The sequence below is a fragment of the Rhizobium sp. BK176 genome, assembly GCF_024808055.1.
In genome coordinates this window covers 345565-370140 of the sequence record NZ_JANUBV010000005.1, presented here as the reverse complement: position 1 = coordinate 370140, position 24576 = coordinate 345565, and the positions used below count along the sequence as shown (strand labels likewise).

Sequence of the window (24576 nt, the reverse complement as noted above, 5' to 3'; positions counted from 1 at the left end):
GGCGAGCTGAGCCACACGAGACAGAAAGCCCCGCAATCGCGGGGCTTTTTTATGGCCGCTATCGGTAGCCAAAGCCGATAATGACGGCAGCGGCGCGACGCTTGCTCGAATGCTGCGCAGGCGCGCTCAGATCAAGTCATTTGCGCCCCGGACGAACTCGCCGAACGCCAATTTCGATTCAACGCTCCTTAACAAAAACGGCACATATTAGCACTGCTGGAAGTACCATATTCGTGCATGCGCGGCCGCCGTTGTCTTTTTGATGCAACCGCGGCGGCCGCATCTCAGCCAATCCCACCGGCTTAGCCTTACCGGCCAACCACTCCATTAGCATCCCGTTGATAACGCGGCGGATTGTGGCACTTTGCAGCCATGTCGAACATCAATTCTCCGCAATACAGCGCCGAAGACACGGGACGCTCGCGAGAATGCGAAGCCGTCTGCAAAGCGGCAATCACCGATGTTGTCCGTCGCGCGGTAGCGGCGGGATGGCGGGAAGAGGAAATTGCTCCATCTCGCAAACGCTGCGGAAGATTATGTCATGTACCTGGCCACCAAAGCGAAACGCAAAGTGATGGCGGCCAATAACAACTGAGCAGTCCCCCGAACGACCTCGAGACCCCTTTTCATCGGCTCAGGTTCAAGGCATCTCCCGTCACTTTATCTGACGCCTTGGCTTCAAGCGTCTCTCTTGCAAGTGCCGTGTTTTCGGGAACAACGGCCCTCCATGCTCGTTCTGTGTTCCGCAAACTCGAGCTAAGGAGAAGCAAATGTACAAGGCTCTACTTGTCAGCAGCGCGATCGCGCTGTCATCCCTGGCCACGACCGCTCTGGCTGATGGCGCCGTAACCGGCGCAGCCGGTGGCGCGGTTACCGGTGCAATTGTCGGCGGTCCCGTTGGGGCTGCAGTCGGTGGTGTGGCGGGCGCCGTTGCCGGCGCCGTGATCGATCCGCCACCGCACGAAGTCGTCACCTACGTTCAGTCACAACCCGCGCCGACCGCACCCGTCGTGATCCAGCAGCCAATCGTCGTGGGCAAGCCCATTCCGGCGGACGTTATTGTCACACCCGTTCCAGACAACCCGAAGTACGCCTACACCGTTATCAATGACCGCCACATGATCGTTGAACCTCAGACGCACCGCGTTGTTCAGGTTCTCGACTGATCCTGAATCAACTGGCCCCGCGTGTGCGGGGCCTCTTTCTCAGTTCCGGAAATGATCGCTAGTTCTGCGGCCTGTTCCTGAAGGCTTCCGCTTCCGCGTAGAACTTCTTTTCCCATTCCTTGTGGTTATCCAGCCCTTCTCGAATGAAGGGCGTGAACACGGCGACGTTCATCAGCGCCCAGTTGACGAGGCGTGCCGGGAATTTCAACGGCTTCACGAAATCGACAAACAGCACCACGCGAGTCTTGTCCGTGTGGTTCCAGGCTTCGTGTTCGTAGGCGTCGTCGAAGATCAGAACCTTACCTTCCTGCCAGTGGCAGATCTGGTCCTTGACCCGGATAGCGAGCTTGTCTGCAGGTTCCGGCACGATCATGCCGAGATGCAAGCGAAGTACACCATTGTAAGGGCCGCGGTGAGCCGGTAGATGTTTGCCGGGCTCGAAGATCGAGAACATGGCGGTTTTCAGTCCCGGTATCTTCTGCACCGACTGCCAGGTTTGCGGACAGGCCTTGATGTTCTGCTCCGACTTCAAGCCGAACCCGGCCAGGAAAAATGTCTTCCAGCCGTTATCGCTGGAGATCGACTTCACGTCCGTCGAGATGTCCTGGAATGTCGGCAGCTCACTCTGTCGTAGGAGCACGCGGTCAAGCTCGGCGCGGATCTGCGGCCAGGCCTTTTCAACCTCGGCGGCCCAAGGGAAGGTCGCGTTGTCATAGACCGGCGGATTACCGAGCTTTGCATATTTGAAGTTAAGCTTTTCCGCCCAGGCGACGATACCCATGAAGAAGCGGGTGATAGCGCTCGGCCGGCCCATCGGCTCGATGCCGACGGTGCTGAAGGATTGGCCCTTCGCGGGAGAAGCTTGAGTTTCGGAAAGACCTGCGTGAGCGGTGCCGTCGGCCATGGGTTGTCCAATGCGTAGGATAAGCCGTGAAAAGTTCAAAAAGATATGGAGATGGCTCCATTTTTCACAAGCCCGCGCAGCGGTGGTCAAAATGTCGCGACGACATTTGCCGCGCCGTAGCGGATCAAGATCGTTAGCCAGATAAGTCCGGATACGGATAAAATCAATGGGATATCGATTTCGAGAAAAGGTTGACCACCAGCACGCCGGCAATGATCAACCCCAGGCCAATGATGGCCGGCAGATCGAGCCGTTGCTTGAAATAGATGAGGCCGACCGCGGATATCAGCACGATGCCGAGCGCGCTCCAGATCGCGTAGGCGATACCGACGGGAATGATCCTCAACGTCATCGACAGGCAATAGAATGCCGCCGCGTAGCAGACAACCAGGACAATCGTCGGCGTGGCCCGGGTAAACTGCTGCGACAACTGCAGTGCCGTTGTGCCGATAACCTCGAGCACAATCGCAGCAAATAGCAGGGCGTAGACTGCAGCGGGAGCCATGGCGCGATCCTATTTTACTTGTTGGTCAATTCGACAAGGCGGGCAATCAGCGCCTGGCGATCGCCGCCGTCGTCATAACTACCGAGCATGTCGGCAAGCCAGAGGCCGTCGGCCGCGAACCGAATGATCTGCGCGTCGACGGACGAATCCGTACCCACGTATTCTTCGGTCCGCTCTTGTATCCACTCGCGCCAGCGCTGCCGAAGTCGCGGCTCGGCAAGCAGCGCGACGGTCACTTGCGCCCAGTGGGCAGCCTCGTCGGGGCGCCCCCTCAGATCGGCGACGGCATGCAGATAGGCCCGGCTGAAACGGCCATGCGGCGCCGGGTCCTCGCGCATGCGCTCATTGATATCGACATCAAAACGATCGAGGAGGCTCTCGAAAAGCGCGTCAAGCAAGGCGTTCTTCGTCGGGAAGTGATGGAGCAACCCACCTTTGCTCACACCCGAAGCACCGGAAACGGCATCCAGCGTCAGGGCGGCCATGCCCTGCTCCATCGTCAGTCGCGCGGCTACGTCCAGCAACTGCTGGCGTACGACGAGAGGTTGCTTACGTCGGTGATGAGCGAGTGACATGATCATAAAAGATACCGTCCAGACGGTTTTGTCAAGTAGCCTGTAGTGCGACGACGAATTGCCGCGGACTATGGACTATTTCTGGCGGTTGCAGTTCCCTTGTTGCCAGGGCATTAAAGGATTTTGAGGAGCGGAACCGTGACGGAAAAAGTCATCACGCTTTACGAGGCAATCGGCGGCGACGCCGTCATCCGTGCGCTGACGCACCGCTTCTACGAGCTGATGGATGCGTTGCCGGAAGCAAAGCACGTTCGCGCGGTCCACCCGCCGGCGCTGGCAGGCAGCGAGGAGAAGTTCTACGAATACCTGACGGGGTATCTCGGCGGACCGCCACTCTACACCGAAAAGCGTGGGCATCCGCGCCTCCGAAGCCGGCACTTTGTTGCGGAGATCGGCCCTGTGGAGCGCGATGAATGGCTTCTCTGCTTCCGCCGCGCGCTTGAGGAAACCGTCGCCAACCCGAAGCTGCGCGAAATCGTCCTGCCGCCGATCGAGCGACTTGCCTATCACATGCAGAACAAGGAATAGAACAACCATGACGCTGAACACGCGCATCGCACCGCTATTCTACCTATTCGCCGGTCTGTTCGGCTTTGCCGGCGTGGCACTGGCGGCTGCCGCGGCGCACGGTGGCGGCGAAGCGCATCTGGTTGCGTCGGCTTCGACGATGTGCCTGGCGCACGCCCCTGCCCTGCTCGCGCTTGCCATCGGGGCTGAAAGACTCCGCACCGCGTGGCTCGCCGGCATACTGATAGGCGCGGGTACACTTCTCTTTGCGGGCGATCTCGTCGCGTTGCGCTATGCAGGTTCCGGATTGTTCCCAATGGCCGCGCCGACAGGCGGATTTGCCATGATGTTCGGCTGGCTAGCGATCGCGGCGGGCGCCCTTTTCCGCCGAAGCTGATCGATCAGCTGACCAGTATGCGCCCAAGCCGCATCAGGCTGCCGTGCGGGTCGTGGACATAGAAGTCTTCCATGCCCCACGGGAGTCGCTCCAGTGCCCGTCAGGCGCGCCGCTCTTCTTTCTTGAGCTCGGCATGGAACGCGGCTTTCCTACCGCCGCACCAATAGACGGCCGTCGCCTCGCACGGCGCTCGCTCGCCGACGAGCCCGAAAATGCAGCTCCATCTCGTTCCGGCGAGACATGAGATAATCCGGAGACTGGTAAATGATCCGGTCAAAGCCAAGCACCTCGCGATAGAAGGCCAGCGTTTCATCGAGACCAAGCGACGGCAACGGGCAAAACCTCCGCGCGATCCGGATCCAGTTCGGCGGTTAGATGCCAGCCACCACATTGAAGCCTTCGAAAACCGGCGGTCCCTTGTACATCGCCTTGCGCTCGCCGGCGCTGCGATGCGCAGCGCGGAAGTTCTCAGACTTCGTCCAGTTCACGAAGTCTTCTTCGCTCCGCCAGAGTGTATGCGAGGAAAACAGGGTGTAGTCTTCCTCGGCATTCGTCCTTCCGCGCAGCAGGCGAAATTCGACAAAGCCGGGAACCTCGGAAAGGCTGGAATCGCGGTTGCGCCAAACTTCCTCGAAATCCGCCTCAGATCCGATCGCAACCTTGAATCGGTTCATCGCAATATACATGGAGAATCCCTATCCCTTCCCTTTTGTGCCGGTCCGCACAGGCGCGAAGGCCACGACATTATTGCCGTTCGCGGCCTCCAGACCAAGTGGCTTCTCCGGCTCCTGCCCGGGCATTCTTGCCTCCCACAGCGGAAATTCGGACACGTTGGGATACTCTCGGCGTCGCTCGGCGTTCCGCAAGAGCAGATCGTAGAGCTCCGGCACAAGGCCGTCGCCTCTTTGAGCGGCGAGCTTGTGCAGGCCGATCATCATGACCCCGTCAGGGCGTTCTTCATTCATCGGGAATTGTCTCGTTCGTTCATGGTCTGCAGCGCACGTTCCAGGCTGGACTTGCTGCCGTTCCGAAGCGGAATGAAGGCCTTGCCGAACTTCTTGCAGCCGGTCTTCACGCGCAGGCAGGCATCGTGGCTGATACAGTCGATCGGGCAAAAGACGCAGTCGACGGACGGAAGCACGGTGTCGATGCGCGAGACCGCTTCGCGCAGACCGCCATCGTGGTGGATCAGTTCTGCTCCAAAGCTGCTTGCGATCTGACGAAGATGCGCCACCTGGCAGTCCCGTCCGCCGACATACAGGAAGCTGCGTCCATCAAGTTTGGACCGCCCGGACGTTTCCTGAACCGTCTGGATATCAGCGCTGACGCGGATCTCGCGGTTGGAACCCTTCTTCGTCTTTCGAGCCATTGCCCACCCGTTCGCTCGTTGATCGTCACACGATTCCTGCGTGTGCCGGGGGACCTTATTAAACTTGATTTTTAGAGTAAAGTATAAAGTTGATTATGATAGTCATATTTTGTCAACGGCCTGTCACCTGGACGTCCTGAGTGAACGACCAGACCGGTTTGCCCCACTCTGCAGGGAGCGGAGGAAATGGCGCAGCGCGCCGGATACCCTCGACAACAGCCTGATCCAGCTCAGGAATCCCTGAGCTACGCGCGATCGAAAGACCGCTCAGATCGCCGCTGACGCCGATTGTCAGGCGAACGCGGACACTCATCGATGCGCTCATGCGCTTGTATTCCGACGGCACCCTGACCGAGCGCTTGATCCGCGACTGCACTTTGCCGGGATAATTGGCAACGGCCGCGCTCCCGGCACCGCCACTGCTGCCAGCGCCGCGCGAATTCTGGTTCGACGTTGCCGTCTCGGTCCCGTCGGCGGCCCCTCTCTTGGAGTCCTGCTTGTTTTCACCGCCCGATCCAGCGGATGGTTTAGCCTTCTTCGGCGGCTCCTTCTTCTCGATGGGCTTTTTGACGGGCTTTTCCGCTTTCGGCTTGGGCTCCGGCGTTGGCTTATCCGGCTCGGGAGTGACAGTTGCCGTTTCGACCGGTTGAACTGGCTTGACTTGTTCCGGCGCTCCTTCAGTAACCGAAGGCGTTTCCGCAGGAACCGCGGCCGCTACTTCGGTCGCCATCGGCTGCACAACGGTTGTCTCGGATGGCGACAGCGAGGTCAACACTTCAGGCTCAGCGGCAACGACGCTCTCCGGCGAGACACGAGTAACCTCTTGCGTCGGCGCAATGGTCACCGGCTCCGTTGTCGCTGACTCCGCCGGCGTCGCCGCCATCGGCCGGACCGTCTGCGTCTGTACGGTCTCGGCCACGATCTGCTCGGGTTGCGGCTCCTCAGCCTTCTCGCCCGCCGCCGCCTGGTCCGCCTCGGAATCGCCAAGAATAATGACGCTCACCACCTCGCCGGCTTCTTCGACCGGATCGTGCGGTGTGACCACAAATCCGACCACCAGGATCGCGATGATGGCCACATGGCACGCAAAGGAACTGAGGCAAGCCATCACCACATTGCGCTGACGTGGTTTTTCGTTCCTTTCCCTTTCGGCACTTGCGTCCAGCGCCGGCGCCGCTGCGACGCTGCTGCTGGCGCTCTGCGGGTCTTGCGGGAAGGATTCGATCAATGCCAAGCGGGCATAATGAATGGAGACTTCCGCAGCTGGCTGGCGCGGTGCATTGCGAAGATCAGACAATTCATGCCCGGGATGCATTCCGGGATTGTTGTCGTTCATTCCGCTATCGGCGACCGGCTCCTCGACGAGAATGACTCTCGATTCGGATTTTGCTGAAACTGCCATTTGCGCCTGCCTCGGCCAGTTGAAACAGAAAATCGCCGGCTGTCATGCCGGCGAGCCACTCAACCCTCGAAGGGAACGGAAACCTGTGAACGCGTGACGAGCCCCTTCATGCATTCACCCGAGGCCGGCCCATCGCAGATCGGCGCGTCGTTGATTAGCAGACGCGTGACGCTCTCGCACTTGACGTTCGGCATATCGAACTGACGCACTCGCTTCTTGCCCTGTGGAAGATCACGGAAATCCAGTACGGTGACCCGGTCCACCGCATTCTTGTCGTTGAAGAAAGCAAGCTCGAAGGAGATTTTGCTGATCGGCGCAGCGAGATTGTTGAGCGCGACGAAGGTCATCATGCAGCCCTTCTGCGAGGGCGCAAGGCCATTCAACTCGACCTCGATCCCCTTGGACGGCGATGCTGCGGCGGCATCCTGAGCAAGAGCATGAGAAGCACCCGCAACCATGATCAGACCGCTCGTCAAAAGCGCTGCAACCTTGCTCACTGCCATTCCTTCCATCAGTAGAACCTAAAACTTGACTTATAAAGTCCGCTATTGCGTCATTAAAAAATGATGACTATGAGAGTCAAGATAATAATGGATTTTCCCGGCGTTGCGCGCCGCGGATCAAGCAGAAATAACCGACCGGAAATGATGGTTGAGAAGCCAGACACCTTTAGTCATGCGTCGCTGCAGCGCGAACCAACGGCAGAAATGCGCGTTCTGGAAAGTGCGGACATTTTTCGCGGAGCGACCGAAATCATGATCCGCCACGATGGCGTGGTCTACCGCATGAAAATCACCCGTCAGGGCAAACTCATTCTCAATAAGTAGGGCTAGGACATGACTGAAACCACGAAACCGGCTCCCGCCGACATTCGCGCATTCCGTGCAGAGAATCCGAAGATGCGCGAGCGTGACATCGCCGCTCAGCTTCAGATTCCGGAAGCCGCGTTAGTTGCAGCCGAGGTCGGCGTCAGCGCGACCCGTATCGACGGCAGCGCCTTGAAACTTCTGGAGCGGGTCGCTGAACTCGGCGAAGTCATGGCCCTTTCCCGCAACGAAAGCGCTGTTCACGAAAAGATCGGCGTTTACGAAAACATCACCGCCGGACCGCACGCTTCGATCGTGCTTGGGGAAAACATCGACCTCCGCATTTTCCCGAACCGCTGGGCGCATGCTTTCGCAGTCTCCAAGAAGGACGGCGACCAGGAACGCCTGAGCCTGCAGTACTTCGACAAGGCCGGCAACGCCGTTCACAAGATCCATCTTCGCCCGAGCTCTGACGTCGAGGCCTATCACGCCATCGTCCGCGATCTGAAGCTCGACGACCAGTCGCAGGAATTTGTAGCTGATCCGGCGCCCACGTCGATGGACGAGAGCGGCGAAGTCTCGCGCGATGAACTGCGGGAGCACTGGAGCAAGCTCACCGACACGCACGAATTCTTCGGCATGCTGCGCAAGCTGAAGATCGGCCGCCAGGTCGCCGTTCGCACCGTCGGCGACGATTATGCATGGCAGCTCGACAACACCGCGACGGCGGAGATGATGCACGCCTCGGTCAAGGCTGGCCTACCGGTCATGTGCTTTGTCGCCAACAACGGCATCGTCCAGATCCATTCCGGCCCGATCTTCAACGTGCAGCCGATGGGTCCGTGGATCAACATCTTCGACCCCACCTTCCACTTGCACCTCAGGCAGGATCACATCACCGAGACCTGGGCCGTGCGCAAGCCGACGAAGGACGGCCATGTGACCTCGCTCGAGGCCTACAATGCCGAGGGCGAAATGATCATCCAGTTCTTCGGCAAGCGTAAGGAAGGCACCGACGAGCGCGACGATTGGCGCACCATCATGGAAAACCTGCCGCGCGCAGGAACCAGCGTCGCGGCTTGAGCGGGAGATGACGATGCGTAAGGAACCGCAAAGCAAGCGGCTTCGGGCAATGGCATTTTCGGTGGCGGCGATCATCTCGTCGTTCGCTGCCGCGCCCGATGTGATGGCCGCCGACAAACTGGATACGAGCCGCCTCGTCTCCGTCGGCGGTGACGTCACCGAGATCATCTACGCGCTTGGTGAGCAGAACCGCCTGATCGCGCGCGACACGACCAGCATGTATCCCGAAGCGGCAACGAAGCTGCCCGATGTCGGCTATATGCGCGCGCTGTCGCCGGAAGGCATCCTTGCGATGAACCCGACGGCGATCATCGCCATCGAGGGATCCGGTCCTCCGGAAGCGCTCAACGTACTCAAGGGCGCGAGCGTCCCCTTCGAGACTGTACCCAATGCCTATACCCGCGAAGGCATCCTCGCCAAGATCGACCGGGTCGGCGATCTCCTCGCTCAGCCCGACAAGGCAAAGGCGCTGGAGGACAAGGTCGGCGCGGATCTGGACGCGGCAATCGCCGACGCCGCCAAGCGGCCCGAAAGCGAGCGCAAGCGCATCCTCTTCATTCTGAGCATGCAGGGCGGCAAGATCATGGCCTCCGGCACCGGCACGGCTGCTGATGGCATCATCAAGTTGTCGGGTTCGGTCAACGCCGTGGGCAACTTTCCCGGCTATAAGCCCCTCACCGATGAAGCGATCGTCGAAGCCAAACCTGATGTCATTCTGATGATGAACCGCGGCGACGGATCCGGCACCACCAATGAAGACCTTCTCAAGCAGCCAGCATTGGCCCTGACGCCTGCCGCGCAGAAAAAGGCGATCATTCGTATGGATGGTCTGCATCTCCTCGGTTTCGGCCCCCGCACCGCGAGCGCCGTCCGCGAATTGAACGCGGCGATCTACGGGAGCTGATGATGGCTCTCTTGGACGCCATGGGACAGAAGCGCGCCATGTTTTCGCTGGCAGGTCTCCGGGAACTCCACAGGGCGGGCGATCGCAGTCGCCTTGCCCTGTTGGCGATCCTTCTGCTTGCGGCTGGCTCCGTCCTGTCTCTGTTGTTTTCAGTAACGACAGGCGCCTCAAACGCCTCGTTTGTCGATGTCATTGCCAACATCGCCGGCTCCGACGAAGCCCTGAACGCGCGTGACAGGATCATCATCTTTGATATCCGCATGCCCCGCGCCATCCTTGGCTTCCTCGTCGGTGGCTCGCTGGCCGTCTCTGGCGCCATCATGCAGGGCCTGTTCCGCAATCCGCTTGCGGACCCCGGGCTGGTCGGCGTCTCCTCCGGGGCAAGTCTCGGAGCAGTCGTTATCATTGTGCTCGCCAACACCTTTGCAGCACCGCTCTACACGCTGCTCGGCATCTACGCTTTGCCGATCGCAGCCTTCGGCGGCGGCCTTGCCAGCACGTGGTTGCTATACCGGATCGCAACCGGGAACGGCCAGACCTCGGTCGCCACGATGCTGCTTGCCGGCATCGCGCTCGGCTCGCTTGCCGGTGCGCTCACCGGCCTGCTGATCTACATGGCCAACGATCAGCAACTGCGCGACCTCACCTTCTGGGGCATGGGCTCACTTGCTGGAGCGACATGGGCAAAGATTGCCGCCGCCGGCCCCATCATCCTTCTCTCCTTCGCCGCGATACCGTTCATGGCGCGTGGCCTGAATGCGATAACGCTTGGCGAAGCCACAGCGTTTCACATGGGTGTCCCCGTTCAACGGTTGAAAAACATCGCCATCGTCTGCGTCGCCGCAGCAACTGGAGCTTCCGTCGCGGTCAGCGGCGGTATCGGTTTCGTCGGCATCGTCGTTCCGCATGTATTGCGCATGTCGATCGGCCCCGATCACCGCTTCCTGTTGCCGGCCTCGGCGCTTCTCGGCGGCTCACTGCTGATTTTCGCAGATGTGCTTGCAAGGACCATCGTCGCGCCGGCCGAACTGCCGATCGGCATCATTACCGCGGCTGTCGGTGGCCCGTTCTTCCTTTGGATTCTGTTGCGGCATCGCGCACGCCTTGCCCTTTGAGTATTGAGCAATGATTGAAGTATCCGGCGTTTCCGTGCGCCTTTCCGGCAAGACCATTGTCAGTCAGGTCGGTTTTACGGCGGAGGCGGGACAGTTGACCGCGATTGCCGGCCCGAACGGTTCGGGCAAGACGACGACGATGAAGGCGGTCTCGGGTGAACTTCCCTACTCCGGCTCCATTGCTTTCAATGGGCAGGAAGTCAACCGGTTACAGCCGTGGCAGCTGGCGACAATGCGGGGCGTGCTGCCGCAGGCAAGCTCGATCTCCTTTCCATTCACCGTGCGCGAAGTGGTGCGGATGGGCTTGACCACCGGCGTCAACCGAAAACCCGAGAAGGCCGAGCAGACTGCTGCGAATGCGCTGGCCTCCGTCGATCTCGACGGCTTCGAAGGCCGTTTCTATCAGGAGCTTTCGGGTGGGGAGCAGCAGCGTGTTCAACTCGCCCGCGTCCTCTGCCAGATCGCCGAGCCTGTCGTCGACGACAAGCCCTGTTGGCTTCTGCTTGACGAGCCGGTATCCAGCCTCGACATCAGCCACCAGCTGACCATCATGACGCTGGCGCGCAAGTTCTGCGAGGCTGGCGGCGGCGTCATCGCCGTCATGCATGACCTCAACCTGACCGCGCTCTTTGCCGACCGGATCATCCTGATGAAATCGGGGCAAGTGGCTGCCAGCGGCAGCGTCCGCGATGTCTTGACGGACGAGACGATGGAATCCGTCTTTGGCTGTGCGCTGCGGATTAATCAGGTCCCGAAGGACGGCACGCCTTTCGTACTTGCGCATAGTGCGATCCAGGCCTGATACAATCCAGCGTAGCGGAACTTTTTGCCGGACGACCGCGTTAAGCAATTGACGATTTGGGTCATTGCCGGGCGACAATCTTCATGCAAACGTCGGCGACGGCCCTGTGTTAAACCAGGCCGCAGCAGAGCGCGCGCCTTACCGATGGAGAAAATCGTGGCCTCTTCGCTCCTCCACCCCATTCGCAGCCGGCGTAACGGCGGCACGCTTCACAACATCGAATCCACCATCGAAGAGCAGATCGAGTCTCTTCGCGAGGAGATCGCAGCGCTAACGAAGATTGCCGGAAAGCAGTCGCGGAAGTCGAGCGATCGCCTTCGCTATCAGGCGGCGGCAGGTTACGACGATCTTGTCGCCCGCAGCGAAGACCTGATCCACGAATTGCAGGAAGGCTATCTTCGCGGCGCGCATGAAATGCGCAACACGGTGCGCAAGCATCCCCTCGCCACCGTCGGCGCCGCGGCAGCCTTTGGGCTTGTCCTCGCCCTCCTTGCCCGCCGTTAAGGAGGCTCGATGCTCTTCCCCATTCTCAGCCTGCTGGTAGGCACGAGTGTTCATCGGACCGTTGCGCGTACAAAGCGCAACGGTATTTTCGTGGCGATTGCCGCCGTGCTTTTGTTGACCGCCTACACACTCGCGGTCGTTGCTGGTGCGATATGGCTATCGGGGATCTACGGGCCTATCGGCGCAGCCCTCTTCCTGGCCGCCGCAGCACTGCTGATCGCGATCGTGGTCCTCGTCATCATGATGGTGATCAACGCGCAGGAAGCCCGTCGTGCACAGGAACGCAAGCAGGCACTGGAATCACTCGCCGCAGTCGGCATTGGTCTCGTCCGCGCGCAACCCTTATTGACCGCCGGAGTGCTCGCAGCAATCGTGGCAGCCAATCTCATGGGTTCCAAGCGAGACGACTGACGGCTCGCATTGCTGCAATCAACTTTCACGAAAAAGGCCGGCGCCCCGAGGCAGCCGGCCTTTAATCGCTGAGATGTGCAGAATTCAGAAAGCGAAAGCCTTGGAGGTCAGCGGCGACGACGTCGCATCCGGTCCGAAATCGGCCTCGCCGGAAATCTGAAGCAACTCCTGGAGGCGCTGACGAGCGCGGTTGACGCGGCTCTTGATAGTCCCGACGGCACATCCGCAGATCTCCGCGGCTTCCTCGTAGGAGAACCCCGAGGCCCCAACTAGGATAATCGCTTCACGCTGATCGGGCGGCAACTGGTCGAGTGCCTTCTTGAAATCCTGAAGGTCAAGCGCCCCATACTGCGACGGGTGCATTGCCATCGACTCGGTGAACAAGCCGTCGCTATCCTGGATTTCGCGTCCGCTCTTGCGCATCTGACTGTAAAGCTCGTTGCGCAAAATCGTAAACAGCCAGGCTTTCATGTTCGTGCCCATCTCGAAATGATCCTGCTTTGCCCAGGCCTTCATGATGGTGTCCTGAACAAGGTCATCGGCCCGATCGTGGCGGCCGATCAGCGAGATAGCGAAGGCTCGGAGGCTGGGAAGAGACGCGAGAAGTTCGCGTTTGAAGCTCGGTTGCTGCTTTTCCATGGAGCCACCTACTTCGCGGCTTTGGCCGAAGCGACAAGTTCGGCTTGATCCAACTTCTCGAGCAGATCGAGAAAGCGGTCCGGAATAGCCTCTTCCTGCACGGCAGCATAGAGCGATCGTAACTTTACCCCGATCTGGCTGTTCGGGTCCAGTATATCGCTTGCGCGCATTTCCAGCCGCTGCCGATCTTTTTCATTCTTCCGTGTCGTCATCAATCGTCACTTTACTTCTGTTATTCGCGCGTCCTGCCGCCCGCCTTAAGTTCGTCTTAACTAATTCAGCCGCTTGGGCCAACTGATTGGCGAACACCCCGTCAGGTGCCATGGAACAAATGCGATGAGCCCTCTGTTGTAGGCACCATAATGCTGCCAGAGAAAAAAAGTTCCTACTTCTCAGGAACATTTTTACAGTCCGTGACGTTTTAATCGCCATTGAGGGCCGCTCGGGCCTCTAGTGGGAGCTTTAAATGACACTTTCGACTCGAATCGCGCCGCACCTTCCTTACCTGCGTCGTTATTCCCGCGCGCTTACCGGAACGCAGACCTCAGGCGACGCCTACGTCGCTGCTGTGCTTGAGGCGATCATTACAGACATATCCATTTTCCCGGATACTGCGGATGACCGCGTCGCATTGTACAAACTTTTCACCGCGCTCTTTGGTTCCGTCACGGTCCAGATTCCGGAACCGGCGTCACCTTACGCGTGGGAGCAGCGTGCAACGCTGAACCTCGGCAAGGTTTCGCCGCGCGCCCGTCAGGCCTTTATCCTGGCCTCTGTTGAAAACTTTCGCGTCGGAGAGATCGCCGAGATCTTGGGCGTGGAAGAAGATGAAGTGGTCGGCCTGCTCGACAGCGCATCACGCGAAATCTCTCGCCAGGTTGCGACCGATGTCATGATCATCGAGGACGAGCCGCTGATCGCGATGGACATCGAACAGATGGTAGAAAGCCTCGGCCACCGCGTCACCGGCATTGCGCGTACCCACGCCGAAGCAGTTGCGCTTTACAATAGGACCCGACCGGGCATGGTTCTTGCGGATATCCAGCTTGCCGACGGCAGTTCCGGCATCGATGCGGTCAACGACATCCTCAAGACCGCCAGCGTGCCAGTGATCTTCATCACCGCCTTTCCGGAGCGATTGCTGACCGGCGAACGACCGGAGCCGACATTCCTGGTCACGAAGCCGTTCAATCCTGACATGGTCAAGGCCTTGATCAGTCAGGCGCTCTTCTTCAACGAATCCACCAAGGCCGCTGCCTGAGGAAATGGCGCCTTAGAGGAACAAAAGGAAACGGGGGTGCGTTTCGGGTAAATCCGAGACGCTCTTCCGCCTTAAGGTTTTGTTTCAGCGCTTTACTCTAGGATGAGCTTCCCTATCGAAGGGCATCTTTCTCAGGGGGACTGAGAGAAGATCAACACGGGAAAGGCGACTAGGTGAATACGAATGAACCAGTGCCCGGCATGCCCTTCGCGCTGGAAGAAAAAGCGGTATTGCTGCAGCGAGCCCTCGCCAGTGCGGGGATCTGCGTGATCTACCAGGATCCTCGCCTATCGATCACCTATGCCGATAACCTGCCTCCGCATTTCCAGTCACTGGCGATACCAGGCGGAACCGACGCCGATCTTTTCGGCGAGCTGCAGGGAGCCAATCTGACGAAACTGAAGCAGCAGGTATTCGAAACCGGAAGACCTGCTACGACCGAGGTCGACATTTCGATCGACAGTGAAATGCGCACCTACGAGTTGAAGATCGAACGCGCCGGTGGCGATCAACCGGTCGGAATCCTTTCCGTCATCTCAGAGGTAACGGAAACGCGGCATCGCGAGAAAGTGCTGAAGTCCCTTCTTCGCGAACTCTCCCACCGCTCCAAGAACCTTCTCGCAATTATCCAGGGCATTGCCACCCAAACAGCCCGCAACACCATATCACTGGATAGCTTTCTGATGAAATTCCGGGGGCGGCTGCAATCGCTGTCGAATTCTCAGGACCTGATTACCGACTCCAGCTGGCGTGGTGCCTTCCTCTTCGAACTGGCTGAGAAGCAGTTCGCACCGTATTGGCCGGAGACCGCGGGACCACTGCCGATCTCCGGGATAAACGTTCACCTCACTCCCAATGCCGCCGTGCATGTCGGTCTGGCGCTCCACGAATTGATCGTCAACTCGGCATCCTACGGAGCAATCGCCGGCAGCAAGCCTGCCGTCACTCTAACGTGCCGCGAAGTGGCCTCGGCCGGACGAAGGACCATCGAGATTTCATGGACGGAGACGCTGTGCGATCCCGCCGAGATTCATGAATTCAGCGAGAACAGCTTCGGTAAAACGGTGCTGGAGCGCGTCGTACCCTCCTCTGTCAACGGCAAGGCCGAACTGACGCTGGTACCTGGTAGGATCGAATATAACCTGACAATCCCCGACGCCGAATTCGAAATTCTTAGGCGCCCCCCTCAAAAGGCCGCCATGCGCTAAACGAAGAACAGCCAGTGCGAGGGCGGCGCACCGGCTGTTCTTTCACTCACCGGGAGGGGACCGTGAGTACGTCCAAACGATGGGTTGGGGGCGCGCATGTTGGGTCGATGCGGTCATCGTTTGGATATCGCAGTAACGAGCAGGTATCCAAATGGTTCCCGGCGCTTCTCAGAAAAATATCGATTTCTTTACTTTTTTATTTGCGGGGCGATAACAGGCTCTGATAGCCCTCGGCTCAAAAGAAAATAACGATATAAAAACAACGATATAGGCTCAAAAATCTTCAAAAATTTTACCGTTTGATAAATTTTTGAAGCTGAGTTACGCTTTCCCTCACTGGCCGTTTACCAATAATGAGGGAACTTCAATGGAACGACTGGGAACTGGGATTCGTGCTGGCCGGCTTTCGCCTGCAGAGTACGAGTCGAATTTCTCCGATCTTCATCCGCGCCTCGACAAGCACGAGGCGCTGGTTGCAGCTGACCGCTGTTATTTCTGCTACGACGCGCCGTGCATGACGGCCTGTCCCACCTCCATCGACATTCCGCTCTTCATCCGACAGATCGCCACCGGCAATCCGATCGGATCGGCAAAGACGATCTTCGACCAGAATATTCTGGGCGGCATGTGCGCCCGCGTCTGTCCCACCGAAGACTTGTGTGAGCAGGCCTGCGTGCGCAACACGGCAGAGGAGCGTCCTGTCGAAATCGGTCGCTTGCAGCGCTACGCCACCGACACCGCCATGCAGGCGGATAGACAGTTCTACAGCCGCGCCGCCTCATCAGGAAAGAAGGTCGCCGTGGTCGGCGCCGGTCCTGCTGGCCTTGCCGCCGCTCACCGCCTCGCCGCAAAAGGCCATGACGTCGTCATCTATGATGGCAAGGCCAAGTCCGGCGGCCTCAACGAATACGGCATCGCCACCTACAAGGCGGTCGATGACTTCGCCCAGAAGGAAGTCGACTACGTTCTCGCGATCGGCGGCATCGAAGTCCGTCACGACCAACTGCTCGGCCGCGATTTCTCGCTCGCCGATCTGCAGTCGCAATATGATGCCGTCTTCCTCGGGATCGGCCTTGCTGGCGTCAATGCGCTTCGTGTCGAAGGCGAAAACCTGGCCGGAGTCGATGATGCCGTCGACTTCATCGCAGGCCTGCGCCAGGCCACAGACAAGGGCGACGTTGCCATCGGCCGCCGCGTCGTCGTTCTTGGCGGAGGCATGACCGCCATCGACGCCGCCGTGCAGGCGAAGCTCCTCGGCGCCGAAGAGGTGACGATCTGTTATCGTCGCGGCAAGGAGCACATGAACGCCTCGGAGTTCGAGCAGGATCTTGCGACGTCCAAGGGCGTCATAATCCGCCATTGGCTGGCGCCGAAGTCGATTCTTGCACAGGATGGCAAGGTCGCCGCGATCGAGGTGGAATATACCAAGCTAGTCGATGGCCGCCTGTCGACGACTGGCGAAACCGGTGTCATAGCCGCCGATCAGGTCTTCAAGGCGATCGGTCAGACCTTCGACGCGTCAGGCCTCGGTGCTCTGCGCATGGAATCCGGCCGCATCGCCATCGATGCGGATGGCAAGACTTCGCTCGACGGCGTCTGGGCCGGCGGCGACTGCGTCGTCGGCGGTGACGACCTGACCGTTTCGGCGGTCGCGCAAGGGCGCGACGCCGCTGAATCCATCAACCGTATGCTTGCTGCCGGCGCGCAGCCGGCCGTTGCCGTCGCGTGAATGGGAGAATGAACAATGGCTGATCTCCGCAATAATTTCGTCGGCATCAAGTCGCCCAACCCGTTCTGGCTGGCCTCGGCACCGCCGACCGACAAGGCCTACAACGTCGAACGTGCCTTCAAGGCCGGATGGGGCGGCGTCGTCTGGAAGACGCTCGGTGAGGAAGGTCCGCCCGTCGTCAACGTCAACGGCCCGCGCTACGGCGCGATCTGGGGCGCCGACCGCCGCCTGCTCGGCTTGAACAACATCGAGCTCATTACCGACCGCGACCTCTACACCAACCTGCGCGAGATGAAGCAGGTGAAGATGAACTGGCCGGATCGGGCGCTGATCGCCTCGATCATGGTTCCTTGCGAGGAGAATGCCTGGAAGGCGATCCTGCCCCTGGTCGAGGAGACTGGCGCCGACGGCATCGAGCTCAACTTCGGCTGTCCTCACGGCATGTCGGAACGCGGCATGGGCTCCGCGGTCGGACAGGTGCCGGAATATATCGAAATGGTCGTGCGCTGGTGCAAGCAATACACGCGCATGCCTGTCATCACCAAGCTGACGCCCAACATCACCGATATCAGAAAGCCGGCGCGGGCCGCCAAGGCTGGCGGCACCGACGCCGTCTCGCTGATCAACACGATCAACTCGATCACCTCGGTCAATCTCGACACCTTTGCTCCGGAACCGTCGATCGACGGGCGCGGCAGCCACGGTGGCTATTGCGGACCGGCCGTCAAGCCGATCGCCCTCAACATGGTGGCCGAGATCGCTCGCGATCCGGAAACCTATGGCCTGCCGATATCAGGCATCGGCGGCGTCACGACATGGCGCGATGCGGCCGAGTTCCTGGTGCTCGGTGCCGGTAACGTGCAGGTCTGCACGGCGGCGATGACCTATGGCTTCAAGATCGTCCAGGAGATGATCACCGGTCTCTCGGACTGGATGGATGCCAAGGGCCACCGCAACCTCGACGACATCACCGGCCGCGCGGTCCCGAATGTTTCGGACTGGCAGTACCTCAACCTCAACTACATCGCCAAGGCGAAGATCGACCAAGATGCCTGCATCAAGTGCGGTCGCTGCCACATCGCCTGCGAGGACACCTCGCACCAAGCGATCACCCAGTTCGTGAATGGCGTCAGGAAGTTCGAGGTGATGGAAGAGGAATGCGTCGGCTGCAATCTCTGCGTCAACGTCTGTCCTGTTGAGAATTGCATCACCATGGAGCAGCTTCCGGTTGGAGATCTCGACAAGCGCACCGGCAAGATTGTCGATCCAAATTATGCAAACTGGACGACCCATCCGAACAACCCGATGGCTCGACAGGCCGCGGAGTGATGGACTGTAGCGCCGCGGCTTCTCCGCGGCCCTTTACTTGCTGAACCCTACTCCTCATTCCCACCAAGCATAGGAATGAGGAGTAGCAGAGCCGCTGATTTCGCCTCTCGACCAGCGCCCACAATCGGACGCGTATAATCCGCAGGAAAGTTCTCTCCTAACCCGGCACACATCTCATCGCGGGTTCGGGAGCGACCGCACAAACAAAAGCGCCCGCCTGAAAAGACGAGCGCTTCGAAACCATTGCAATAGCGCTACTTAGCGCGCGGCAGCCCTTGCTACCATCTCGATGTCGGCGCGATTGATGCCAAGGTCGTGCAGTTCGCGGTTGCTCATCCGGCCAAGCTCGGAGACCGTCTGACGGTACTTGCGCCAATTGTTGAAAGAACGTGCTACATTCATGATAATCCCCTTTCCTTGGGCTTTCGAAGTTAGCTGCCAGTCGTTGGCGCTTCGATTACTTCGATGGCCTTCATATGGTGGCGCTATGTGGGGGATTGGAGCGCCAAGAATCGATCCCAGCCATGCTTTCAACGCATGTCTCCAAAAAGGCGGGTGTTGACCGACATCGCTGAAAGCTCGCCTCGATGGCGCTTCTCTCGTGAACAGCGCGACGTTCACTAGCGGCGTTTGACCGCCAGCGACCGCCTGAGCGAGCCTCTAAAACAGGCACTATTACTGGTGAGCGCTGATTTGCGGATTGGGACCTATTGGCCGGACCGTCCCATCTACGTCGCTTGTTTTTCCCCATCCCGCCCAGACAAGTATTGCAAGACTGGCAACAAAGACAAAAGCCAACGTTCCCATCAGATCGCTACGCAAGGTGACATGCGCCTTCGTTGCTGCAATCCTGTTTGTCGCGTCAGTCATATAACCTCTTACGTGGCCGCATTTCGACTGCCTAAGTAGCAGGTGGAGATAAACTATGGAAGTCCTCACATTGAGCGATGACTTACTGCGGTCCTACTGAGACGGACCCTGGACTGATCTCCCCTTGCCGCACAGCGACTACGCTATAAAACCTTTCTAATTGGAGGATCCATGAAGCCGGGCGCCGACAAACCGGGCACCGAGCGCATCTTCGCGGTAGACCTGTCCGACCCCGAAACAGAGGATGCAGGGATCTTCACTTGGGATGTGACCAAAGATCTCGTGTACGCCGACGCCGCGCTTGCGGAACTGTTCGGACTGGCTGCCGAGGAAACCATGCGCGGCTTGCCGCTTCAGTCGTATCTGGACCGTGTCCACCCCGAAGATCGACCGAAGCTGGCGAAAGCCATCACCGAAACCATCGTTGGCGAGCGACCGCAGCAGTCGGTCTACCGTGTCACGGCAGCAAACAATCATTACGTGCGGGTGGCTGCATTTGGCAGATGCTTTCGTGATCGCGACGGCACGCCGGTTCTTTATTCCGGCATCGTCATCCTCGAAAGCGAGGCGTCAACGGCGCCGGTCCATCACTGACGGCCGAGTGGAAAATGGCGAATGAGCGACAATTTCATCATCTCGTCAGCAGTGTTTTCAAGATGCGGTTGCTACCGATACCGGCTCGAGCGCCAATGGGACCCGCTGAAGAAAACAGTTGCGTTCTTGATGCTCAACCCATCCACCGCGAACGCACGCGACGACGACCCGACCCTTCGTCGATGCATCACCTTCGCTAGGTCGTGGGGATTCGGCGGTCTCGTGGTCGGCAACCTGTTTGCACTAAGATCGACCTCTCCAAGTTTGATCTACGAACACACCGATCCTGTTGGACCGGCGAACGATCGTTATCTTCGTAGGATCGGCAGGGACTACAGCCAAATCGTCTGCGCGTGGGGAAGACACGGCGCGTACCTCGGACGTGGTTCCAGAGTTTTCGAAATGCTCCGGTCGTCCCGGTGCTGCGCACTCAAGCTTACGTCCAACGGGCATCCTTCCCACCCGCTATATATTTCGGCGACCGCTGAACCAAAACCGTTTTGGATCTGAACCGGAAAACTTGGCAACCCAGCCCAAACGCGACAAATGAAGCATGTGACCTGGGGCAGTCCTTGCGTTCACCGAAGCTGGTCCCGAAGAGTTTGTTTTTGGCTGGGACGGTATTTCGCGGGGACGACCGAAAGAGCGACGTCAACCGATCGGGAGGCGAACACGCTACCAGCAAGCGCGACAGCCGTGGCGGCCATGACAAGCAAAAATGTGAACATGGTGGTTGGTCTCTCCATTTGCGTTACGGTCCCAGAGAACATCCGGCATGTGTCGCGATTGTTTTCTCTTTCCTTGGATTTGAAAGGCGATGTAACTACGGCTTGCGCGGACAAAGTAAGATACAAAGGACGAGATGCTCGCCCGATCTCCAAAAGCTCAATAATTAGGCGATTCGCAAAATAGCTTGATTTTAAGGCGAACATCGCGCAAGCAATGCGCCTCGCGAGAGTCTATGCATGACCTCAAAACTCAAGGGCGTTTGCGACGAAGCCATGATCCCTTCCGGTCAAACTGACATCAAAGACGGTCCGCTCCATGCGTCTCACGAGTACACGGCGGTAGACGCATAATGACCCCTCTTGCCAAACCCAGCGACCTCAACGTGCTCGTCATCGATGAGAACAGCATTCGGGCGTCGATCATCGAAGTCGGTCTGCGCGAGGCGGGCTATGACAACGTCACGCTCATCGATGACATGAAAGGCCTTGCAAGGCGCATCATGGAAATCAACCCTGATGTCATCGTGATCGACCTCGAGAACCCGAACCGCGACATGCTGGAAAGCATCTTCCAGATTTCCCGCGCGGTAAAGCGCCCCATTGCCATGTTCGTCGACAAGTCGGACGAAGCTTCCATCGAGGCCGCTGTTGAAGCTGGCGTTTCCGCCTACATCGTCGACGGCCTGAAGCAAGAGCGTGTCCGCCCGATCCTCAAGATGGCTATCAGCCGTTTCAACGCCTTCTCGCGCCTGAACCGTGAGCTGGAGGAAACGCGCGGCGAACTGGAAAACCGCAAGCTGATCGACCGCGCGAAGGGGTTGCTGATGCGATCCCGCGGGCTGAGCGAAGATGAGGCCTATGCGCTCATGCGGCGCACGGCCATGAACCAGAACAGGAAGATCGTCGAGATCGCGCAGAGCCTGATCACAGCCGCAATCCTCCTCGATCCGGGAACCGACGCATGACAAGCACGCATCAGATTACCGCTGGCTTCCTGCCGCTTCTCGATAGCGCGCTTTTGGTTGTCGCCAAGGAAAAGGGCCTTGCCGCCGAACAGGACGTCGCGCTGACGCTCGTGCGTGAACGCTCCTGGGCGACGATTCGCGACCGGCTTGCGGTCAGCCATTTCGATGTGGCCCATATTCTCGCCCCCATGCCGATCGCCTGCAATCTCGGACTGACCGCACCGGCACCGCGTATGATCGTGCCGATGGCGCTTGGACTTGGCGGCAATGCCGTGACCGTTTCCGCGGGCCTGTGGAGCGAGATGGCCGAATGCGGCGCCTCGCCGGATCTTGATGCACTTTCCAGCGGTCTCGCCTTGCGCAGGGTCATCGACAACAGGAAAGGCGAACGACTGCGCTTTGGCGTCGTCCACCCCTATTCAGGCCATAACTACGAGCTGCGTTACTGGCTGGCAGCAAGCGGCATTGACCCCGAGGAGGATGTAGAGATCGGCATCCTGCCGCCGCCCGATATGGCTGATGCGATGACATCGGGTCTGATCGACGGTTATTGCGCCGGCGAGCCCTGGAATACGCTCGGCGTGCTCCACAGCGGAGCGCACTTGGCGACAGTGAAGGCGGGCATCTGGAAATCCAGTCCGGAGAAGGTGCTTGGCGTCAACAGCCGCTGGGCCGATGGTCACCCCGAAGCCCTGGCGGCTCTCTTGCGCGCTCTTTACGGCGCCTCCCTCTGGTGCGCTGACACCGGCAATCGCGAGGAACTTGCCAACCTCCTGGCGCGGCCCGCCTACGTGGATCGGCCCGCAGAAAGTCTGCTGCCCGCACTAACCGGCCTTCTGAAAATCGGCGGAGGCGAAACGCTGAGCATCAGGGACTTTTTCGTCCCCAATGCCAAGGCGGCGACCTTTCCCTGGAAGAGCCACGCCCTATGGTTCTATACGCAGATGGTTCGCTGGGAGCACATCCGGCATACTCCGGAGCATCAGCAGATCGCCAACGACACTTACCGGCCCGATATTTACCGAAGTGCCCTCAAGGCACTGAATATTGCCATGCCGGCCGCAAGCTCCAAGGTGGAAGGTGCGCTTCAGGTCGAAACCCCTGTCGGCTCAAGCGGCGCACTGACACTGGGGCCGGACGGTTTCTTCGATGGCGGCCTGTTCGATCCCGCTGACGTCGACAGTTACATCGCCAGCCAGGTCCGCAGCTAAAGCATGCCCATTTTATATGCATTGCACAATTTTTAGAGCGATTGCTGCGCATGCGTTACCGCATAAATGATCGCCTGATTTTCGCGATCAATGCTATCCATTCAAAAACAATGACTTAATTAAACTGGCACGGCCCTTGCTTTGTAATAGGCAGGCCAACAGGCCAAGAATTTGCGTCCAACGACGGGCGCCCACAGCAAAGCCGCTGATCAGGATATCTCGCGCACCTCCCGTGTAAGCGCGCCCTGACCAGCGGCTTTTTGTTTTTAACCCCTAGCGATGGATAGGCACGACCTTGTCGGGCCCCGGAGAAGCCATGTCTGTTATCAGGAACACGCAGTCCATGTCCGCCGGCGAACCAGCCAAAGCATTGTGGATGTCCACGATTGCCTTCACCCTCTGTTTTGCCGTCTGGACGATCTTCGCGATCATCGGCATCCGGATCAAACAGGATCTCGGCCTGAACGAGGCCGAGTTCGGATTGCTGGTCGGCACACCGGTTCTGACCGGTTCGCTTGTCCGTATCGTCCTTGGCATCTGGACCGGCCGCTATGGCGGCCGCCTCGTCTACACGCTCACCATGCTGGCCGCTGCCCTGGCGACCTTCCTCCTCTCCTATGCCCAGACCTATACGCAGATGCTGATCGCCGGCCTCGGCGTAGGGCTTGCCGGTGGCTCTTTCGCGGTCGGCGTCGCCTATGTCTCGCCCTTCTTCCCGGCTCAGAAGCAGGGGACGGCACTTGGCATCTTCGGCGCCGGCAATGTCGGAGCCGCGGTGACCAAGTTTGCGGCGCCCTTCGTACTGATCGCCTGGGGCTGGCAGGCGGTTGCTCAGATCTGGGCCGTCGGCCTGGCGCTGATGGCAATCGTCTTCTGGTTCACCACGACGGATGACCCGGCATTCCGCCTTCGCCGCGAAGGCAAGATTGCCTCCAAGAGCCTGGCACAGGAATTCGCGCCGCTGAAGAACGTCCAGGTCTGGCGTTTCTCGCTCTACTACTTCTTCGCCTTTGGCGGCTTCGTTGCCCTGTCTCTGTGGCTGCCCCGCTATCTGGTCGGTGTTTACGGCTTCAATCTCGCAACTGCAGGCATGGTCGCGGCCGCTTATTCCATCCCGGGCAGCATCTTCCGCGCCTTCGGCGGCGTTGTCTCTGACAAGAAGGGCGCTCGTAGCGTGATGTACGTGATGTTCGCAGTCGCAGCCGTCGCAACGCTCATCCTTTCGCTCCCGGCCGCCGGCTCCGGCTCCGCACTCGGCATCACGCCTGTCGTCTTCATCGTCGTCATCTTCGCCCTCGGCTTCGTCATGAGCCTCGGCAAGGCTGCCGTCTACAAACACATCCCTGCCTACTATCCCGAGAGCGTCGGCGCGGTCGGCGGCATCGTTGGCATGATGGGCGGTCTCGGCGGCTTCATCCTGCCGATCGCCTTCGGCTTTCTCAAGGATATGACCGGCCTCTGGTCGAGCTGCTTCATGCTGCTCTTTGCGATCGTCGTTATCTCGCTGGTCTGGATGCACTTGTCGGTCAAGCAACTCGACCGCCGCGGCCTCTCCGCGCAAGCCGTCGCTGCCACCTGATCTGAGGATTTGA

Annotated in this window: 30 protein-coding genes; 19 read left to right on the top strand and 11 right to left on the bottom strand. The window is 59.3% G+C overall.

The features are described 5' to 3' along the window. The first annotated feature begins 770 nt into the window (after window positions 1-770). Window positions 771-1166 carry a DUF1236 domain-containing protein gene (locus FHT76_RS19045; protein ID WP_183861446.1) on the top strand — a complete coding sequence of 132 codons (396 nt, stop codon included), beginning with the start codon at window positions 771-773 and terminating at the stop codon, window positions 1164-1166. A 58-nt stretch (window positions 1167-1224) separates the two neighbouring features. On the opposite strand, the gene FHT76_RS19040 is transcribed toward FHT76_RS19045, so the two are convergent. From FHT76_RS19040 to FHT76_RS19030, 3 genes are all read right to left on the bottom strand, one after another. Continuing rightward, on the bottom strand, window positions 1225-2070 hold the full coding sequence (locus FHT76_RS19040; RefSeq protein ID WP_183861448.1) for an aspartyl/asparaginyl beta-hydroxylase domain-containing protein: 846 nt from the start codon (window positions 2068-2070) through the stop codon (window positions 1225-1227). Window positions 2071-2233: 163 nt separating this feature from the next. Next, window positions 2234-2575, bottom strand: a complete 342-nt coding sequence (locus FHT76_RS19035) for an SMR family transporter (protein ID WP_183861450.1) — start codon at window positions 2573-2575, stop codon at window positions 2234-2236. Window positions 2576-2589: 14 nt separating this feature from the next. Beyond that, the gene (locus FHT76_RS19030) at window positions 2590-3150 is read right to left on the bottom strand and encodes a TetR/AcrR family transcriptional regulator (RefSeq protein ID WP_183861995.1); all 561 of its coding nucleotides are present in this window, start codon (window positions 3148-3150) and stop codon (window positions 2590-2592) included. A gap of 138 nt (window positions 3151-3288) precedes the next feature. Between FHT76_RS19030 and FHT76_RS19025 the strand changes: the two genes are divergently transcribed. Together FHT76_RS19025 and FHT76_RS19020 are read left to right on the top strand one after the other, a co-directional pair. Beyond that, complete coding sequence (locus tag FHT76_RS19025; RefSeq protein WP_183861452.1) at window positions 3289-3678, top strand: group II truncated hemoglobin; 390 nt, start codon at window positions 3289-3291, stop codon at window positions 3676-3678. Window positions 3679-3685: 7 nt separating this feature from the next. After that, window positions 3686-4054 (top strand): DUF423 domain-containing protein, encoded by a 369-nt coding sequence (locus FHT76_RS19020; protein ID WP_183755643.1) that lies wholly within the window; start codon window positions 3686-3688, stop codon window positions 4052-4054. A 371-nt stretch (window positions 4055-4425) separates the two neighbouring features. Here the strand turns inward: FHT76_RS19020 and FHT76_RS19015 are convergent, their stop codons facing one another. The 5 genes from FHT76_RS19015 to FHT76_RS18995 form a co-directional block, all read right to left on the bottom strand. Next, the gene (locus FHT76_RS19015; protein WP_183861454.1) at window positions 4426-4740 is read right to left on the bottom strand and encodes an antibiotic biosynthesis monooxygenase; all 315 of its coding nucleotides are present in this window, start codon (window positions 4738-4740) and stop codon (window positions 4426-4428) included. Between the two features lie 9 nt (window positions 4741-4749). After that, window positions 4750-5019 carry a hypothetical protein gene (locus FHT76_RS19010; protein ID WP_183755641.1) on the bottom strand — a complete coding sequence of 90 codons (270 nt, stop codon included), beginning with the start codon at window positions 5017-5019 and terminating at the stop codon, window positions 4750-4752. Further along, on the bottom strand, window positions 5016-5423 hold the full coding sequence (locus tag FHT76_RS19005; protein ID WP_183861456.1) for a DUF2325 domain-containing protein: 408 nt from the start codon (window positions 5421-5423) through the stop codon (window positions 5016-5018). The genes FHT76_RS19010 and FHT76_RS19005 overlap by 4 nt, the downstream gene beginning before the upstream one ends. Window positions 5424-5535: 112 nt before the next feature. Continuing rightward, window positions 5536-6825, bottom strand: coding sequence for an energy transducer TonB (locus FHT76_RS19000; protein ID WP_183861458.1), 1290 nt, complete (start codon window positions 6823-6825; stop codon window positions 5536-5538). Between the two features lie 59 nt (window positions 6826-6884). Beyond that, window positions 6885-7283 (bottom strand): hypothetical protein, encoded by a 399-nt coding sequence (locus FHT76_RS18995; RefSeq protein ID WP_246712596.1) that lies wholly within the window; start codon window positions 7281-7283, stop codon window positions 6885-6887. A 186-nt stretch (window positions 7284-7469) separates the two neighbouring features. On the opposite strand from FHT76_RS18995, the gene hemP reads away from it, so the two are divergent. From hemP to FHT76_RS18960, 7 genes are all read left to right on the top strand, one after another. Then, the gene (gene hemP, locus FHT76_RS18990; RefSeq protein ID WP_114713878.1) at window positions 7470-7652 is read left to right on the top strand and encodes a hemin uptake protein HemP; all 183 of its coding nucleotides are present in this window, start codon (window positions 7470-7472) and stop codon (window positions 7650-7652) included. Window positions 7653-7661: 9 nt separating this feature from the next. Then, entirely contained in the window at window positions 7662-8714 is a 1053-nt protein-coding gene (locus FHT76_RS18985) for a hemin-degrading factor (protein WP_183861468.1), read from the top strand. Between the two features lie 7 nt (window positions 8715-8721). Beyond that, window positions 8722-9618, top strand: coding sequence for a hemin ABC transporter substrate-binding protein (locus FHT76_RS18980; RefSeq protein WP_183861470.1), 897 nt, complete (start codon window positions 8722-8724; stop codon window positions 9616-9618). A gap of 2 nt (window positions 9619-9620) precedes the next feature. After that, the gene (locus FHT76_RS18975) at window positions 9621-10733 is read left to right on the top strand and encodes an iron ABC transporter permease (RefSeq protein WP_183861997.1); all 1113 of its coding nucleotides are present in this window, start codon (window positions 9621-9623) and stop codon (window positions 10731-10733) included. A 10-nt stretch (window positions 10734-10743) separates the two neighbouring features. Next, entirely contained in the window at window positions 10744-11535 is a 792-nt protein-coding gene (locus FHT76_RS18970; protein WP_183861472.1) for a heme ABC transporter ATP-binding protein, read from the top strand. 144 nt (window positions 11536-11679) lie between these two features. Further along, on the top strand, window positions 11680-12039 hold the full coding sequence (locus FHT76_RS18965) for a YqjD family protein (protein WP_183755634.1): 360 nt from the start codon (window positions 11680-11682) through the stop codon (window positions 12037-12039). Window positions 12040-12048: 9 nt separating this feature from the next. After that, the gene (locus tag FHT76_RS18960; RefSeq protein WP_016554881.1) at window positions 12049-12450 is read left to right on the top strand and encodes a hypothetical protein; all 402 of its coding nucleotides are present in this window, start codon (window positions 12049-12051) and stop codon (window positions 12448-12450) included. An 84-nt stretch (window positions 12451-12534) separates the two neighbouring features. On the opposite strand, the gene FHT76_RS18955 is transcribed toward FHT76_RS18960, so the two are convergent. After that, entirely contained in the window at window positions 12535-13089 is a 555-nt protein-coding gene (locus tag FHT76_RS18955) for an RNA polymerase sigma factor (protein ID WP_016554882.1), read from the bottom strand. An 8-nt stretch (window positions 13090-13097) separates the two neighbouring features. After that, window positions 13098-13259: a NepR family anti-sigma factor gene (locus FHT76_RS18950; RefSeq protein ID WP_246719852.1), complete on the bottom strand. Its 162-nt coding sequence runs from the start codon at window positions 13257-13259 to the stop codon at window positions 13098-13100. Between the two features lie 296 nt (window positions 13260-13555). On the opposite strand from FHT76_RS18950, the gene FHT76_RS18945 reads away from it, so the two are divergent. The 4 genes from FHT76_RS18945 to preA all read left to right on the top strand — a co-directional run bounded on the left by FHT76_RS18945 (window position 13556) and on the right by preA (window position 18616). Continuing rightward, window positions 13556-14350: a response regulator gene (locus tag FHT76_RS18945; protein WP_259127033.1), complete on the top strand. Its 795-nt coding sequence runs from the start codon at window positions 13556-13558 to the stop codon at window positions 14348-14350. Window positions 14351-14550: 200 nt separating this feature from the next. Next, window positions 14551-15558, top strand: a complete 1008-nt coding sequence (locus FHT76_RS18940; RefSeq protein WP_405049272.1) for a sensor histidine kinase — start codon at window positions 14551-14553, stop codon at window positions 15556-15558. A gap of 367 nt (window positions 15559-15925) precedes the next feature. Then, window positions 15926-17287 (top strand): NAD(P)-dependent oxidoreductase, encoded by a 1362-nt coding sequence (locus FHT76_RS18935; protein ID WP_259127036.1) that lies wholly within the window; start codon window positions 15926-15928, stop codon window positions 17285-17287. Between the two features lie 15 nt (window positions 17288-17302). Continuing rightward, complete coding sequence (preA, locus tag FHT76_RS18930) at window positions 17303-18616, top strand: NAD-dependent dihydropyrimidine dehydrogenase subunit PreA (RefSeq protein ID WP_183861476.1); 1314 nt, start codon at window positions 17303-17305, stop codon at window positions 18614-18616. A 258-nt stretch (window positions 18617-18874) separates the two neighbouring features. On the opposite strand, the gene FHT76_RS18925 is transcribed toward preA, so the two are convergent. Further along, window positions 18875-19018, bottom strand: coding sequence for a DUF1127 domain-containing protein (locus tag FHT76_RS18925; RefSeq protein ID WP_183861478.1), 144 nt, complete (start codon window positions 19016-19018; stop codon window positions 18875-18877). Between the two features lie 639 nt (window positions 19019-19657). Between FHT76_RS18925 and FHT76_RS18920 the strand changes: the two genes are divergently transcribed. From FHT76_RS18920 to FHT76_RS18900, 5 genes are all read left to right on the top strand, one after another. After that, window positions 19658-20080 carry a PAS domain-containing protein gene (locus FHT76_RS18920; RefSeq protein WP_259185766.1) on the top strand — a complete coding sequence of 141 codons (423 nt, stop codon included), beginning with the start codon at window positions 19658-19660 and terminating at the stop codon, window positions 20078-20080. 21 nt (window positions 20081-20101) lie between these two features. After that, a complete protein-coding gene (locus FHT76_RS18915; RefSeq protein ID WP_259127039.1) occupies window positions 20102-20590 on the top strand; it encodes a DUF1643 domain-containing protein in 489 nt (162 codons plus the stop codon). Window positions 20591-21158: 568 nt separating this feature from the next. Then, complete coding sequence (locus FHT76_RS18910; RefSeq protein ID WP_259127040.1) at window positions 21159-21773, top strand: ANTAR domain-containing response regulator; 615 nt, start codon at window positions 21159-21161, stop codon at window positions 21771-21773. Next, entirely contained in the window at window positions 21770-22984 is a 1215-nt protein-coding gene (locus FHT76_RS18905) for a CmpA/NrtA family ABC transporter substrate-binding protein (RefSeq protein WP_183755627.1), read from the top strand. The genes FHT76_RS18910 and FHT76_RS18905 overlap by 4 nt, the downstream gene beginning before the upstream one ends. A 316-nt stretch (window positions 22985-23300) precedes the next feature. Further along, entirely contained in the window at window positions 23301-24563 is a 1263-nt protein-coding gene (locus tag FHT76_RS18900) for a nitrate/nitrite transporter (protein WP_183861485.1), read from the top strand. Window positions 24564-24576 lie beyond the last annotated feature (13 nt).